Source organism: Longimycelium tulufanense, from assembly GCF_014645795.1.
GTDB classification, from domain to species: domain Bacteria; phylum Actinomycetota; class Actinomycetes; order Mycobacteriales; family Pseudonocardiaceae; genus Longimycelium; species Longimycelium tulufanense.
This window is the reverse complement of sequence record NZ_BMMK01000001.1, coordinates 473,181-487,357: the sequence shown is the minus strand read 5'-3', so window position 1 is coordinate 487,357 and position 14,177 is coordinate 473,181. Positions and strand designations below refer to the sequence as shown.

Sequence of the window (14,177 nt, the reverse complement as noted above, 5' to 3'; positions counted from 1 at the left end):
ACCGATGACACCACGCACTGCCACCCGGATGAGAATCCACGGCACGGACGGGTCGCGCCAGACCCGGGCTTCTTTCATAGATTCCTCGTATCAGTACCCCGTCCCGAAAGAGATCTTTCTGAACCAGAATTAATCAGACTTTCTATTCTTACCAGTCAATTACGACATAGCTCGCAGGACGCCAGCAACGGGATTTTTCCGGCTGACACGTGGTTCCCCCACCGCGCACCACCCACCGGGTGGCGTCGGATACCGACCGCTGATCGCCGCCCACCGGGCCCCGCAGCCCCCAGGGACAAGGCACTCTCCCTGCTCGCCCGGTGGCGCGACAGGAGTCGCCGCCGCCCGTTCGCCGATCACAGGGGAGGTACCCGCTGCAATATGGCGGAAGGGGTTCCTGTCGCGCGGGAGACCTTCCGCTCGGCGGTGTCGGCCGGTTACTGGCCGCTGTCGCTCGCGTTGGGGCGAACCTTGCTCCACACCTTGCCGGCAGCGTCGGACACGGCACTCCCGATGTCGCTGAACATCTTGAGCAACGGGTCGGTGGAGTTGTTCACCGAGTCGCTGTAGGACTTGGCCGCCGAGCCGATGTCGTCGGTCAACGACTCCGCGGGGTTGTCGTCCTCCCGGCGCTGGTAGTTGCCGGCCAGGATCGCCCGGTACTCCTCCGATGCCGCCCACCGCTGGAGTTGCGCGGCGCGGACGACGGCGAACGGGTGGTTCATGTTCTCGACAGTCATCAGCTTGAGGATGCTGTCGCGGATGTCGTCGACTTCCTCGTACTCCTTCGCCTGCTGGAGGAAGGAGGGGATGTCGATCTCGGAGGCGTCCGTGCCGCCGGCCATGTACAGATGCGCGCGCAGCGCCGCCGAGGGGTCCTGGACGGTGAGCAGGCCGGCCCGGTCACAGGTCAGCTCCGCCTTGCGGAACCATTCCCGCAGCGCGGCGATGACGGCGCGCAGGCCGAGCGCGCCGAGCGGCACCCAGGCCACGGTCTGCTGCAGCGAGACCAGCCGCAAAAGGATCGTGCGCAGCACGGCGTGACCGGAGAGCACGTGGCCCATCTCGTGCCCGATGACGAACCGCAGGCTCTCGGTGTCGAGCGCCTCGACCAGGCCCGTGCTCAGCACGACGAACGGCTCGTCGATGCCGATGGTGTAGGCGGTCGCGTCCGGGCTGCGCATGACGTAAAGCTTCGGTACCTGCGGTAGGTCGAGTAACTCGGCGCACTCGTTGCGCAGAATGTCGATTCGCGGGTACTGCTTCGGGCCGACCCGGATACTGGAGGCCAGTGCCATGAGCCGTTCACCGCGCTCGGTGAACAGGCCGGACACCGCCTTGAGCACCTCGGTCGCCCCGGGAACGGCCCGCAACGTCGCCATTGCGCCCCGGTCGGCGGGATGTTCGTACGCGCGCGGGCTGATCCCGGGAAAGCGCACACGCGTCGACCACTGCTGAACGTCGTTGTTCACGGGTGGGTACCTCCCCTCGGCTGCCGCCCAAAGTATCGCAAGGCGTCGGCGTACAGCCCGGTTTCACGACAACCCGCAAGACCTTCGAGCAGTGACCGCGCAGCCAGGAACAGCCGACGCGCCACGCCCGCTCAGATCACCTCGGCTACGAAGCGAAGCCGCACATAGTCCGCTGTCCAGACCTTGTCCGAACCGACCAGGTCTCCCGCAGAACGTTGTTGACCTCGGCCAGCAGTTCGTCGACGCGGTCCCGGGGGTAGGCGGACAACACGGACGGCCCCATCATTCGCCACCAGTCCGCGGCGCCGGCCGCGCAGTTGGCCAGCGGGGTGGGGCGATCCACGTACTGGAGCAGTCGAACCCGGAAACCCGCCGCCTCCAACCGGGTGGCTTGGTCGGCCGGGGTGGGGAAGTACCGGGTCAGCGGAACGTCCTCGGCCAACGGCTCGGTCGGCCCATCGTCCTCTCGGCTCTGGTGGTTACCCAGGGCACCGCAGCGGTAGCTGAGGACAGCACCGGCGCGGACTACGAGCCGGACTGCTGACCGCCCTGCTGAGGGATGAACGTGTTGAGAAGGCCGGTAATCTGATCAATCCTGGCCGCTGTCGCGTCGAGTTTGCCACGCAGCTCGGTGAACCCGCTATTCATCTGCTGCCGGAGGTCGGTCAGGTCGTCGCGCATCGCGTTGAAGCTGGCCGTGGTGGCCTGCCGGAAGTCACGAATCTCTTGGCGAAATTCGGTGACGTCCCGGTCGGCTCCGTCTGCCAGCACGCGGGCGGCCGCCGCATCCTGCTCACTGTGACGCGCTCGGCCAGCTCGCGGACCTGTGTCTCCAACGCAGCCACGCGGGCCTCCAGGTCGTGCTGAGGCATACCCGGCAGCGACCGGGTGCCGGGTATGCCTCCGCTACCGCATTCGGCTCACTGGGCGCAGCGTTCGAGGATCAGTTCGCGGACCCGCTTCGCGTCCGCCTGTCCCTTCGTCGCCTTCATGACCGCACCGACGATGGCACCGGCCGCGGCCACCTTCCCGCCACGGATCTTCTCCGCCACGTCCGGGTTCGCGGCCAGGGCCTCGTCCACCGCGGCGAGCAGCGCCGAGTCGTCCGAGACCACCTTCAGGCCGCGCTTCTCCACCACCTCGTCCGGCCCGCCCTCGCCGTCGAGCACGCCGTCGACCACCTGACGTGCCAACTTGTTCGTCAGCGTCCCCTCGGCCACCAGGGTGACCACCCGCGCCACCTGCTCCGGCGTGATCGGCAGGTCCGCCAGTTCCACGCCCCGCGTGTTCGCCTGCTGCGCCAGGTAGGACACCCACCACGACCGGGCCTCCCCCGGCGCGGCACCGGCCTCCACGGTCTCGGCCACCAGCTCCAGCGCCCCGGCGTTGACCAGGTCCCGCAGCTCGGCGTCGGACAGGCCCCACTGCTCCTGGGCCCGCTTGCGCCGCTCCCACGGCAGCTCGGGCAGCGTCGTGCGCAGCTGCTCGACCCACTCCCGCGACGGTGCGATGGGCACCAGGTCCGGCTCCGGGAAGTACCGGTAGTCCTCGGCGGTCTCCTTGCGCCGCCCCGGGGATGTGCTGCCGGTAGCCTCGTCGAAATGCCGGGTCTCCTGCACGATCTTCTCGCCCGCGGCGAGCACCGCGGCCTGCCGGCACATCTCGTACCGCACCGCGCGCTCCACCGAACGCAGCGAGTTCACGTTCTTGGTCTCGGTGCGCGTGCCGAACTCCGTGCTGCCCGTGGGCATCAGCGAGACGTTGGCGTCGCACCGCAGCGAACCCTGGTCCATCCGCACGTCCGAGACGCGCAGGGCACGCAGCAGGTCCCGTAGCGCGGTCACGTACGCCCGCGCCACCTCCGGGGCGCGCTCCCCGGCACCGACGATCGGCTTGGTGACGATCTCGATCAGCGGCACGCCCGCCCGGTTGTAGTCCAGCAGCGAGTGCTCGGCGCCGCGGATCCGCCCGGTCGCCCCACCCACGTGCAGCGACTTGCCGGTGTCCTCCTCCATGTGGGCACGCTCGATGCCCACCCGGAACACCGCACCGTCCTCGAGCACGACGTCCAGGTGCCCGTTGACGGCGATCGGCTCGTCGTACTGCGAGGTCTGGAAGTTCTTCGGCATGTCCGGGTAGAAGTAGTTCTTCCGGGCGAACCGGCACCACTGCGCGATCTCGCAGTTGAGCGCGAGCCCGATCCGGATGGCCGACTCCACGGCGGTGCCGTTGACCACCGGAAGCGAGCCGGGCAGGCCCAGGCACGTCGGGCACACCTGGGTGTTGGGCTCGGCGCCGAAGGCGTTGGCGCAGCCGCAGAACATCTTCGTGGCCGTGGACAGCTCGACGTGGACCTCCAGGCCGAGCACCGGGTCGAAGCGCTCGACGACGTCGGCGAAGTCCATCAGCTCGGCGGTGGCGGTCACTGGTCCGAGTCCTTCCGCAGGCCGCGCACGGCCAGCGCGGCACCGGTGATCACGACGAGCAGGTTGGCCAACGCGTTGGCCTGCATCAGCCTGTCCGACCTGGTCCGCGCCGACCGCAGCTCGCGGAGGACGCCGGCCAGCCCGGCCACCGATGCCACCAGCGCCAGCACCGAACTCACCTTCTTCATCGCGCCACCTCCTCGACACCCCGGCCCACGGTGGCCGGCAGCTCCGGCACCCGGTGGATCAGCGGTCCACCCTCGGCGGCGTCCCGCGCCACCTCGTAGGCCGCCGCGACCCGGTACATCCGGTGGTCCTGCATGGTCGGGGCCATGATCTGCAGGCCGACCGGCAGGCCGTCCTCCTCGGCCAGCCCGCACGGCACGCTCATGGCGGCGTTCCCGGCCAGGTTGGCCGGGATCGTGCACAGGTCGGACCGGTACATCGCCAACGGGTCGTCCACCTTCTCGCCGATGCGGAACGCGGTCGTCGGCGTCGTCGGCGAGACCAGCACGTCGACCTTCTCGTACGCGGCGGCGAAGTCGCGGGCGATCAGGGTGCGAACCTTCTGGGCCTGCCCGTAGTAGGCGTCGTAGTAGCCCGCGGACAACGCGTAGGTGCCGAGCATGATCCGGCGCTTGACCTCCGGGCCGAAGCCGGCCTCCCGGGTCAGCGTCATGACCTCCTCGGCGCTGTGCGTGCCGTCGTCACCCTCCCGCAGGCCGTAGCGCATCGCGTCGAACCGGGCCAGGTTCGACGAGCACTCGCTCGGCGCGATCAGGTAGTAGGCCGACAGCCCGTAGTCGAAGTGCGGGCAGGAGACCTTGACGACCTCCGCACCCAGCGCGCGCAGCTGCTCGACCGCGGCGTGGAAGGCGCTCAGCACGCCGGGCTGGTAGCCCTCGCCGTCCAGCTCGGTGACCACGCCGACCCGCACGCCGCTCAGGTCACCGGCCGCACCCTGGCGGGCGGCGGCGACCACCGGCGGCACCGGCGCGTCGATCGAGGTGGAGTCCAGCGGGTCGTGCCCGCCGATGACCTCGTGCAGCAACGCGGCGTCGAGCACGGTCCGGGCGCACGGCCCGCCCTGGTCCAGCGAGGACGAGAAGGCGACCAGGCCGTAGCGGGAGACCCCGCCGTAGGTGGGCTTGACCCCGACCGTGCCGGTCACGGCGCCCGGCTGGCGGATCGACCCGCCGGTGTCGGTGCCGATCGCCAGCGGCGCCTGGAAGGCGGCCAGCGCGGCGGCGGACCCACCGCCGGAGCCGCCCGGGATCCGCTCCGGGTTCCACGGGTTGCGGGTCGGGCCGTAGGCGGAGTTCTCGGTGGACGAGCCCATGGCGAACTCGTCCATGTTGGTCTTGCCCAGGACGACGATGCCGGCCTGCTTCAGCCGGCGGGTCACCGTGGCGTCGTAGGGCGGCAGCCAGCCATCGAGGATCTTGGAGCCGCAGGTGGTGGGCACGCCCTCGGTGGTGAACACGTCCTTGAGCGCGAGCGGGACCCCGGCCAGCGGGGAGGCCGGCGGCCGGCCGGCGGCCAGCGTCTCGTCCACCGCACGGGCCGCGGCCAGCGCGCCCTCGGCGTCGACGTGCAGGAAGGCGTGCACGGCGGGGTCGACCGCGGCGATGCGGTCCAGGTGGGCCTGCGCCACCTCGACCGCGCTGACCTCGCGCGCGTGTATCCGCCCGGCCAGCTCGGCCGCGGTGAGCCTGGTCAGATCGGCCATCACTCCTCCCCCAGGATGCGCGGCACGCGGAACCGGCCGTCCTCGGCACGCGGCGCCCCGGAGAGCGCCTGCTGCTGGCTCAGCCCCGGCCGGACCACGTCCTCGCGGAACACGTTGGTCAGCGGGACGGCGTGCGAGGTCGGCGGGATGTCGTCGGCGGCGACCTCGCCCACCCGGGCCACGGCCTGCAGGATGTCGTCGAGCTGACCGGCGAAGACGTCGAGCTCTTCGGCGGTGACGGCCAACCTGGCTAGCCTGGCGAGGTGGGCGACCTCGTCGCGGGAGATGGCGGGCACTGCGGCGATGACCCCCTGGTCACGTCTGGCGTCTACCTGACCAGGCGAGTCTATGGCGCGTCGCCGGGGTGGCCGGAACCGCCTTCCACGGCTACGGCCGCTCCGGACCCGATTAACCAGAACCAAACAGTCTCGCAATACGGACTGGCGGTCGGCCGGCGGGGCGGGTCTGCGAGAATCCCCACCGGCAGCGGGCGCTGCCTGCCCAGCGCCCGCCGGTTCCACGCGCGGGCGGCGAGGTCCCGCGCACGGGCTCGGGAGGCGTTTCACCGGTGTCCTTCCTGATCCGGGTGCAGCTCCCGGACCGTCCCGGGATGCTCGGCGCGGTGGCCACCGCGCTGGGAAAGGTCGGCGCGGACATCCTCAGCCTGGATGTCGTCGAGCGCGCGCCCGGGATGGCCATCGACGACCTGGTCGTCGAGCTGCCGTCCGGGCGACTGCCGGACGTGCTGATCACCGCGGCCGAGTCGATCGACGGGGTCGTGGTGGACGCGGTGCGCCCGTATGCGGGCGTGCTGGACACCCACCGCGAGCTCGAGCTGGTCGAGGAGGTGGCGGCGGCACCGGAGAAGGGCCTGGAGGTGTTCACCGAGGGCGTACCGAAGATCATCCGCTCCGGCTGGGCGGTGGTGATCAGTCGCAACGGCGAGGGCCTGCACCGGCTGGCCGGCAGCATGGCCGCGCCGGAGACCCGGACGGTGCACCTACCGTGGCTGCCGCTGGAGCGCGCCACGATCCTGGACAGCGACGAGGACTGGGTGCCGCCGACCTGGCAGGAGCTGGGCACCGAGCTGGCCGCCACCCCGCTGGGCAGCCCGGAGCGGGTGTTGCTGGTCGGCCGGCCGGGCGGACCGATGTTCCGTGCCGCGGAGGTGGCCCGCCTCGCCCACCTCGCCGGAATAGTGTCCGTCGTCCTCGAGGACTGACCGGCTCCCGCCGAGCAGAGCAGGCAGTGCGAACGCATCGAACATCCCACCGAGGAGCAGATCGCCGGCGAACCCGTCATCGTCGCCTCCCATCTGGTGAACGGGGAATACGTGGCGGCCGACCCCACCACCCACGTCACGCTCACGGAACCGTTCTCGCTCGACATTGACCTCGCCGAGGTCGTCACTCCACGGTGACTGCCCCGCCCGGAGGGCGGGGGCCAACGGTCGGCATCACCGGGCCGTTTGAGAGCGACCCTGCCTTTGCGCGGCGCCCCCGGGCCGGGCCGGGGGCGCCGGCTCAGCGACTTTCGGCCTCGGCCGTGCCCGCGACGCCACCCCGATGGTTCCCGCCGAGAAGCCGTCGCGCGGTGGCGACCAGCTCGGCGTTGCTGGTGGCCACCCGCCCGTCCGGCAGTTGCAGCGTGTCCTCCAGTCCGATCCGGGTGGCCAACCCGCGCCGGCCCGCCTCCACCAGCACCGCCCAGCAGCCCTCGCCCTCGCCGTGCAGCAGCACCGGGACGGCCGGCTCGCCGAGCTCGGCCAGGATGCGCCCGGCCTCGGCCACGGCCCGGCCGGGCTCGGCCGGCTGCGCCTCGACCAGGATCCGCCGGACCTCGTCCGGCACACCGGCGGCGCGCGCCCGCGCGGCGTCGGCCGGCGACCACACGCCCAGCTCCACCCCGATCCCGACGGCGGTCAGCGCCTGCAACACCTCCAGCCAGCCGTCCTCGTGCACGTTCACCGAGGCCACATCCGGCCGTGCGGTGCCGAGCGCGCCCCACCGCAGCACGTGCGCGACCCGGCGGGTGGGGTCGGGCTCCACCCAGGCGCCGGTGGTCACCCCCACCTCCACGCCCGGGGCGGCCGCGCGCACCGCGGCCACCGCCGCCCCCACCTCGTCCGGGTCCATCGTCTCCGGGCCGCCGGCCAGCCGCGGGTGCAGGTGGGTCGACGTGACCCCGAGCGAGGTCACCGCCGCCACCTCGGCGGCCAGCCGGTCCGGGGTCGACGGCACGGCCGGGTGCTCGTCGGGTCCACGACCTCCGTTCGGGCAGAGCTGGAGCACGTCACCTCCGCAGTCACGTTCACCGTCGCAGCTACAGCGGATACGCGAACGCAAGCATGTGTAAGCCGATTGACGTGTACCAGTCCCGGTCCCGGTACCGACAGAAACCCATTCGGGCGAACAAACGGTGCGCCGCGTGCATTCGTGGCTGGGTGGAGAGCACCAGCCGGCTCGCCCCGATCCCGGCGGCTCGCTCCACGGCCGCCCGCACCAACGACTCCCCCACCCCGCGGCCGCGGGCCGTCGGCTCCACCGCGAGCAACCGGAGCTCCGCCTCGTCCACACGGGCCAGCCGGGCGTAGAGGTTGTTCGCCCGGCACAGGCTGACCACCCCGACCACGTGACCCTCCTCCACCGCGACCAGCAGCTCGGTGTGGCGGGCCTGGCGGTCGACGTCGTTGAGCAACGGGATGACCGCCTCACCGACGTAGCCCTCGCCCACGTAGACCTTGGTGACCAGCGCGCCGATCGCCGCGAAGTCGTCCCGGACGGCCGGACGCACCCCCAGCCCCGGCGGGGCGAGGGGCAGGTCCATGCCGAACGCGATCAGGCCCAGGTCGTGGGAGCGGTCCCGGTCGGGCAGCCGACGGAACCCCATCCCCTCGAACAGCAGGCGTGCCGCATTCGTCTCGTCCTTGGTCAGCAACGTCACCCGCCGCCCGTGGCGCCGCAACGCCTCGTCGAGCACCGCACGCACCAGCGCGCGCCCGACACCGCGGCCGCGGGCGTCCGGATGCACCGCCAGCGCCCGGAACTCCCACTCACCCGCCCGGCTGATCTCCGCCCACGGTGAGTCGGCACGGCACAGCGTGACCGTGCCGAGCAACATCCCACCGGGGCCGACCGCCACCAGCAGCTCGGCTTGCGCGGCGCGGGCCGCGGCGTCCCGCAGCGCCCCCTCGCGGCAGGGTGCGGTGAGCTGCCCGTCCGCCCGGTAGGCGGCGACGGTCAGCGCGCCGATTTCGGCGTGTTCCCGGGCGAAAGCCGGCCGGATCAGCACCGTGTGACGGTTGTCGATCGCGGCTGGTCGGACCTCATCGACCATGTCCACTGCGTCCCCCAGTTGTCGCAGTACCCGTCCCGCGGTGGGACAGGTGGCGTTCGTGACACCCCTACCGATCATTCCGGGGAACGGCCCCGGCGTCTCCCGCTCCGGGCCGGATTACTCCGTGCGTGCGACTTCGGAGGCCGCTTCCGGCCCGCGCTCCAACAGGATCCGGAAACCATCCTCATCGAGAATGGGCACCTTCAGCTGGACGGCCTTGTCGTATTTGGAACCGGGTGAATCGCCCACCACGACGAAGGCGGTCTTCTTCGACACCGAGCCGGCCGCCTTCCCGCCCCGCGCCATGATCGCCTCCTTGGCGTCGTCGCGGGAGAAGTCGTTCAGCGTGCCGGTCACCACGATCGACAGGCCCTCCAGGTGGCGGGGGATCGACTCGTCGCGCTCCTCCTCCATGCGCACGCCCGCGTCCCGCCACTTCGCGACCACCTCGCGGTGCCACGCGACGGAGAACCACTCCCGCACGGCGGTGGCGATGCGGGGGCCGACACCGTCCACCGCGGCCAGCTCCTCCTCGCTCGCCTCGGCGATCCGGTCCACCGAGCCGAACTCGCGGGCCAGCGCGCGGGCCGCGGTCGGGCCGACGTGCCGGATGGACAGGGCCACCAGCACCCGCCACAACGGACGGTCCCTGGCCTCGGCCAGGTTCGCCAGCAGCTTCTGCCCGTTGAGGGACAGCTCGCCAGCGGTGGTGCGGAACAGGTCGACCTGGCGCACAGTGTCGGCGTCGAGGTCGAACAGGTCGGCCTCGTTCTCGATGACGCCGGAGTTGAGCAGCGCGGTGGCGGCCTCGTAGCCGAGCACCTCGATGTCGAAGGCGCTACGGCCGGCCAGGTAGAAGAGTCGCTCCCTGCGCTGTCCCATGCAGAACTGCGCGTTGGGGCAACGGATGTCGACGTCGCCTTCCTTCTCGGGGCGCAGCTCGGCACCGCATTCCGGGCATTCGGTGGGCATCCGGAACTCGCGCTCGTTACCGTCGCGGGCGTCTACGACCGGTCCCAGCACCTCGGGGATCACGTCGCCGGCCTTGCGGATGACCACCCGGTCGCCGATCAGCACGCCCTTGCGCTCAACCTCGTTGGCGTTGTGCAGGGTCGCCATGGCCACGGTGGAGCCAGCGACCTTGACCGGCTCCATGACCGCGTACGGCGTGACGCGTCCCGTCCGCCCGACGTTGACCCGGATGTCGAGCAGGGTCGTGGTGGCTTCCTCCGGCGGGTACTTGTAGGCGATGGCCCACCGCGGTGCGCGGGAGGTGGCGCCGAGGCGGCGCTGCAACGGCACCTCGTCCACCTTGACCACGACGCCGTCGATCTCGTGCTCGGCGTCGTGCCGATGCTCGCCCCAGTAGGCGATGTGCTCGAGCACCTCGTCCACAGTGGACAGTACCTTGGTGTGCGAGGACACTGGCAGCCCCCACGCCGCGAGCGCGGCGTAGGACTCCGACTGCCGGGTCGGCTCGAAGCCGTCACGGGCGCCCAGGCCGTGGCAGATCATCCGCAGCGGGCGGGAGGCGGTGACCTTCGGGTCCTTCTGCCGGACCGAGCCGGCGGCGGCGTTGCGCGGGTTGGCGAACGGGGGCTTGCCGTCGGCGACCAGCTTGGCGTTCAGCTCGGTGAACTCGGAGACGACGAAGAAGACCTCGCCGCGCACCTCGACCGAGTCCGGCACCGGGTACTTCTTGCTGCCCTGGAGCCGTTCCGGCACGTCGTCGAGGGTGCGGATGTTCAACGTCACGTCCTCGCCGGTGCGGCCGTCGCCCCGGGTGGCGGCCCGCACCAGCCGGCCCTTCTCGTAGCGCAGGTTGATCGCGATGCCGTCGATCTTCAGCTCGCACAGGTAGTGCGCGGCCGAGCCGACCTCCTTCTCCACCCGGTCCACCCAGGCCCGGAACTCCTCGGTGGTGAAGGCGTTGTCCAGGCTGAGCATCCGCTCCTTGTGCTTGACCGGCTTGAACTCGGTGGAGAACACGCCGCCGACGGTCTGCGTCGGGGAGTCCGGGGTGACCAGGGCGGGATGCTCGGCCTCCATCCGCTCCAGATCGCGGAGCAGGATGTCGAACTCGGCATCGGAGATGGTGGGCGCGTCGCGCACGTAGTAGCGGAACTGGTGGCCACGGATCTCCTCGGCCAGCGCCGCGTGCCGCTCCCGGACATCGGCGGGAACATCCTCGAGTCCCTCGGCCCCCCGCTCCTCCACCGGCCGCTCGATCAGGTCGTCGCTGCTGGTCACACCGTTGAGACTAGTCACCATGCCCGACAGTCGCGGGTCATGGTGTCCCCGTGTTGGATCGCTCGCCTCCGGGCTTCGCTGCGCGTCTCGTCGCCGCGTGGCGATGGTCGCTTCGCCGTCACCGCGCAGTGTCGGATCGCTGGCCTCCGGGCTTCGCTGCGCACCTTGTTGCTGACGATGCTCGCTTCACCCGTCACCGAGCGTGTCAGCTCGCTCCTGGACCGGCCCCGCGGGCCCGCCGGTCCACCTCGGTCACCAGCTCCCGCAGCTCGCCCAGGCTGATCGAGCTCGCCGGCTCGGCCAGTGCGGTCTCCACCCGGCCCAGCCGGTCCGCGGCGAGGCGCTCGCCGAGGGCGGCGTCCAGCGGCAGGAAGGTCATCGCCTGCCGGGAGCGTTCGTCGAGGTCGGCCAGCCGGGGGTGGTGCACGGCGACGTCGACCAGCCCCGCCGGCTCGTCGACCAGGGCGGCGACCCGGACCTCGGCCAGCGGCAGGCGGTGCGGGCCGAGGCTGACCGTCACCTCGGCCGGGTCGGGCACCGGTGGTACGGAGTCGTGGAACTCCCAGGTGGGGTTGTCCGGTGGGGCCAGGGCGATCCAGGCGTCGGTGTAGGGCCGCAGCGCGGGGTCGCCCTGGGCGCTGACCACGAGCGCGTAGATCGCGTGCTCCCCGCGTTCCAGGGCGAAGTGCAGGTCCGGATGGAGCTCGGCGACCAGCTCGCACAGCTCGTTCTCCACCCGGTGCGGCTCGTGATCGCCGAGTGCGGCGCTGATCTGCGGCAGCAGCTTGTCCCAGCGCTGCCAGAAGCGCTGCGCCGCGGCCGCCGGGCCGGGTGGTTGCTCGGCGTCGCGGTGTCGCCGGAGGAAGTTCCACATGGCGCCGGATTCTCTCGCGAACCGTGGTGCTGCCGGTGCCGGTTGCCGGCACCTGTTGGGCGACCGCCGGCGGGGGTACCTCAGGGGCCGGCGCGGCGGGCGATGTCGAGGAGCGCGGCCGCGGGACCGACGAGGCGGCGCCCGCCCGGCCACACCGCACACAACGCGCGCCGTAGGTCGATGTCCTCGACGGAGACCTCGACGAGCCGGCCGTCCGCCAGGTCGGCACCCACGGCGAGCACGCTGAGCACCGCCGGGCCGACCCCGGCGACCACCGCGCTGCGCACCGCGGTGGTCGAACCGAGCTCCAGCAGTGGCTGGGCGGGGCCGCCACCGGCCCGTGCCAACGCCTTCTCCAGCGTTTCCCGGGTGCCCGATCCCGGCTCGCGGACGACCAGCGGGGTGGCCGCCAACTCCACCATCCGCACCGGTCGCCGGCGACGCGCCCAGGGGTGACCGGGCGGCACCACGACCGCGAGCCGGTCCGCCGCCACCCGGCGGTAGGACAGGTCGGCGGGCAGGTTGGGCGACTCCACGAAGCCGAGGTCGACCTCGCCGGAGCGCACCAGCTCGAGCACGGCGGTGGAGTTGGTGACCTGCAGCCCGACGTAGAGGCCGGGCTCGGCGCGGCGCAGCTGGCCGATCCACCCCGGCGCCAAATGCTCGGCCACCGTGAGGCTGGCCGCGACCCGCAACTCCGCGTCCCGCTCCGAGCGCAACGCCTCGGCCCCGGTGAGCAGCCCGTCGACCTCGTCGAGCACCTTGCGGGCCCAGTCCGAGACGACCTGGCCGGCCGGGGTGAGCCGGGAGCCGCGACGGGTGCGGTCGACCAGGACGAGCCGCAGCTGGCGCTCCAGGGACGCCATCCGCTTGCTGGCCGCCGGTTGCGTGGTGCCCAGCTCGGTGGCGGCCCGGCCGATGCTGCCCAGCTCCCCCACCAGCACGAGCAGGCGCAGCGACTCCAGGTCCGGCAACCCACTCATGCGATGAGGTTATGACCCCAGTCGCAAGATCGGGCTACCGGCCACCCCGGTGATCACGGAACGTCGTTGCCGTGACCGCAACAACCGTCGGTTCCCGCAGCACCGCCACACCCCGGCAGCTGTGGCCCGGCATCACCGTCGTCGTCCTGGCCGTGGGGCTGGCCTGGCTGGCCAACCTGGTTGCCCCGGCCATCAGCGCGTTGACCGTCGCGATCGTGCTGGGCGTGGTCGTGGGCAACCTGCCGGTACTTCCCGCCGCGACCCGGCCCGGCCTGGCGTGGGCGACTCGCCGCCTGTTGCGCGTGGGCGTGGTGTTCCTCGGCCTCCAGCTCGCCGTCCCCCAGGTGCTGGGGTTGGGTGCCGGCACGTTGCTCACCGTCCTGGCCACCGTGGTCCTCACGTTCGCCGGCACGCTGCTGCTGGGCCGGGCGCTCGGCCTGTCCCGGGGGCTGTCGATGCTGGTGGGGACGGGGTTTGCGATCTGCGGGGCGTCCGCTGTCGCGGCGATGGAGGGCGTGGTCGAGCGGGACGAGGAGGACGTCGCGACGGCGATCGCGCTGGTCACCCTCTACGGCAGCCTGGCCATCGTCGCGCTGCCGCTGCTCGCCGGTCCGGTGGGGCTCGCGGGTGCGGACTTCGGACGCTGGTCCGGTGCGAGCGTGCACGAGGTGGCACAGGTGGTCGCGGCCGCGTCCCCGGCGGGCGCGATGGCGGTCGCCACCGCGGTCGTGGTGAAGCTGAGCCGGGTCGTGTTGCTGGCCCCGCTGGTGGCGGCGGTCAGCATGATGGAGCGCCGTCGCCGGGCAGCGGCGGAAGGTGGGCGGCCGCCGCTGGTTCCGTTGTTCGTGCTCGGTTTCCTCGCGATGGTCCTGGTGCGGAGCACCGGTGCCGTTCCCGACGCCGCACTGGACGTGGCAAAGACGCTCACCACGTTGCTCCTGGCCGGTGCGTTGTTCGGCCTTGGCAGCGGGGTTCGCCTGGCGGCGTTGGTCCGCACCGGCCCGCGTGCCCTGCTCCTCGGGCTGCTCTCGACGCTGCTGGCGATGGCCGTCTCCTGGTCGGGAATCGTCCTGCTCGGCTGAGGAGCATGGACACGCGGCGGTCCGC

General features: G+C 71.7%; 14 protein-coding genes. 2 read left to right on the top strand and 12 right to left on the bottom strand.

The window, feature by feature from the left end; all coding sequences use genetic code 11:
* Positions 1 to 437: 437 nt before the first annotated feature.
* The 7 genes from IEY55_RS02100 to gatC form a co-directional block, all read right to left on the bottom strand.
* Positions 438 to 1,472 carry a M48 family metallopeptidase gene (locus IEY55_RS02100; protein ID WP_229685867.1) on the bottom strand — a complete coding sequence of 345 codons (1,035 nt, stop codon included), beginning with the start codon at positions 1,470 to 1,472 and terminating at the stop codon, positions 438 to 440.
* A 145-nt stretch (positions 1,473 to 1,617) separates the two neighbouring features.
* The gene (locus IEY55_RS02095) at positions 1,618 to 1,914 is read right to left on the bottom strand and encodes a hypothetical protein (RefSeq protein WP_189053208.1); all 297 of its coding nucleotides are present in this window, start codon (positions 1,912 to 1,914) and stop codon (positions 1,618 to 1,620) included.
* A gap of 83 nt (positions 1,915 to 1,997) precedes the next feature.
* Entirely contained in the window at positions 1,998 to 2,243 is a 246-nt protein-coding gene (locus IEY55_RS02090; RefSeq protein WP_229685865.1) for a permease, read from the bottom strand.
* Between the two features lie 149 nt (positions 2,244 to 2,392).
* On the bottom strand, positions 2,393 to 3,898 hold the full coding sequence (gatB, locus tag IEY55_RS02085; RefSeq protein WP_189053206.1) for an Asp-tRNA(Asn)/Glu-tRNA(Gln) amidotransferase subunit GatB: 1,506 nt from the start codon (positions 3,896 to 3,898) through the stop codon (positions 2,393 to 2,395).
* A complete protein-coding gene (locus tag IEY55_RS02080) occupies positions 3,895 to 4,086 on the bottom strand; it encodes a hypothetical protein (RefSeq protein ID WP_189053203.1) in 192 nt (63 codons plus the stop codon). Before IEY55_RS02080 ends, gatB begins: the two co-directional genes overlap by 4 nt.
* Positions 4,083 to 5,627 carry an Asp-tRNA(Asn)/Glu-tRNA(Gln) amidotransferase subunit GatA gene (gatA, locus tag IEY55_RS02075; RefSeq protein ID WP_189053201.1) on the bottom strand — a complete coding sequence of 515 codons (1,545 nt, stop codon included), beginning with the start codon at positions 5,625 to 5,627 and terminating at the stop codon, positions 4,083 to 4,085. Before gatA ends, IEY55_RS02080 begins: the two co-directional genes overlap by 4 nt.
* The gene (gene gatC / locus IEY55_RS02070; RefSeq protein WP_189053199.1) at positions 5,627 to 5,923 is read right to left on the bottom strand and encodes an Asp-tRNA(Asn)/Glu-tRNA(Gln) amidotransferase subunit GatC; all 297 of its coding nucleotides are present in this window, start codon (positions 5,921 to 5,923) and stop codon (positions 5,627 to 5,629) included. Before gatC ends, gatA begins: the two co-directional genes overlap by 1 nt.
* 272 nt (positions 5,924 to 6,195) lie before the next feature.
* Here gatC and IEY55_RS02065 point away from each other — a divergent pair, with 272 nt between their 5' ends.
* Positions 6,196 to 6,849 carry an ACT domain-containing protein gene (locus tag IEY55_RS02065; RefSeq protein WP_189053197.1) on the top strand — a complete coding sequence of 218 codons (654 nt, stop codon included), beginning with the start codon at positions 6,196 to 6,198 and terminating at the stop codon, positions 6,847 to 6,849.
* Positions 6,850 to 7,150: 301 nt separating this feature from the next.
* Here the strand turns inward: IEY55_RS02065 and IEY55_RS02060 are convergent, their stop codons facing one another.
* The 5 genes from IEY55_RS02060 to IEY55_RS02035 all read right to left on the bottom strand — a co-directional run bounded on the left by IEY55_RS02060 (position 7,151) and on the right by IEY55_RS02035 (position 13,070).
* Complete coding sequence (locus IEY55_RS02060; protein WP_189053195.1) at positions 7,151 to 7,918, bottom strand: 3-keto-5-aminohexanoate cleavage protein; 768 nt, start codon at positions 7,916 to 7,918, stop codon at positions 7,151 to 7,153.
* 31 nt (positions 7,919 to 7,949) lie between these two features.
* Positions 7,950 to 8,963, bottom strand: a complete 1,014-nt coding sequence (locus tag IEY55_RS31850) for a GNAT family N-acetyltransferase (protein WP_229685863.1) — start codon at positions 8,961 to 8,963, stop codon at positions 7,950 to 7,952.
* A 117-nt stretch (positions 8,964 to 9,080) separates the two neighbouring features.
* Positions 9,081 to 11,234 (bottom strand): NAD-dependent DNA ligase LigA, encoded by a 2,154-nt coding sequence (gene ligA, locus IEY55_RS02045; RefSeq protein ID WP_189053193.1) that lies wholly within the window; start codon positions 11,232 to 11,234, stop codon positions 9,081 to 9,083.
* A gap of 184 nt (positions 11,235 to 11,418) precedes the next feature.
* A complete protein-coding gene (locus tag IEY55_RS02040) occupies positions 11,419 to 12,087 on the bottom strand; it encodes a baseplate J/gp47 family protein (RefSeq protein WP_189053191.1) in 669 nt (222 codons plus the stop codon).
* Between the two features lie 80 nt (positions 12,088 to 12,167).
* Complete coding sequence (locus tag IEY55_RS02035; RefSeq protein ID WP_189053189.1) at positions 12,168 to 13,070, bottom strand: LysR family transcriptional regulator; 903 nt, start codon at positions 13,068 to 13,070, stop codon at positions 12,168 to 12,170.
* A 71-nt stretch (positions 13,071 to 13,141) separates the two neighbouring features.
* Between IEY55_RS02035 and IEY55_RS02030 the strand changes: the two genes are divergently transcribed.
* A complete protein-coding gene (locus IEY55_RS02030) occupies positions 13,142 to 14,152 on the top strand; it encodes a YeiH family protein (RefSeq protein ID WP_373289949.1) in 1,011 nt (336 codons plus the stop codon).
* The last annotated feature ends 25 nt before the right edge of the window (positions 14,153 to 14,177 follow it).

Coding starts and splice junctions, on each gene's coding strand:
- IEY55_RS02080 (WP_189053203.1), bottom strand. CDS start 4,086: ATGAAGAAGGTGAGTTCGGTGCTGGCGCTGGTGGCATCGGTGGCCGGG.
- gatA (WP_189053201.1), bottom strand. CDS start 5,627: ATGGCCGATCTGACCAGGCTCACCGCGGCCGAGCTGGCCGGGCGGATA.
- IEY55_RS31850 (WP_229685863.1), bottom strand. CDS start 8,963: ATGGTCGATGAGGTCCGACCAGCCGCGATCGACAACCGTCACACGGTG.
- ligA (WP_189053193.1), bottom strand. CDS start 11,234: ATGGTGACTAGTCTCAACGGTGTGACCAGCAGCGACGACCTGATCGAG.
- IEY55_RS02040 (WP_189053191.1), bottom strand. CDS start 12,087: ATGTGGAACTTCCTCCGGCGACACCGCGACGCCGAGCAACCACCCGGC.
- IEY55_RS02035 (WP_189053189.1), bottom strand. CDS start 13,070: ATGAGTGGGTTGCCGGACCTGGAGTCGCTGCGCCTGCTCGTGCTGGTG.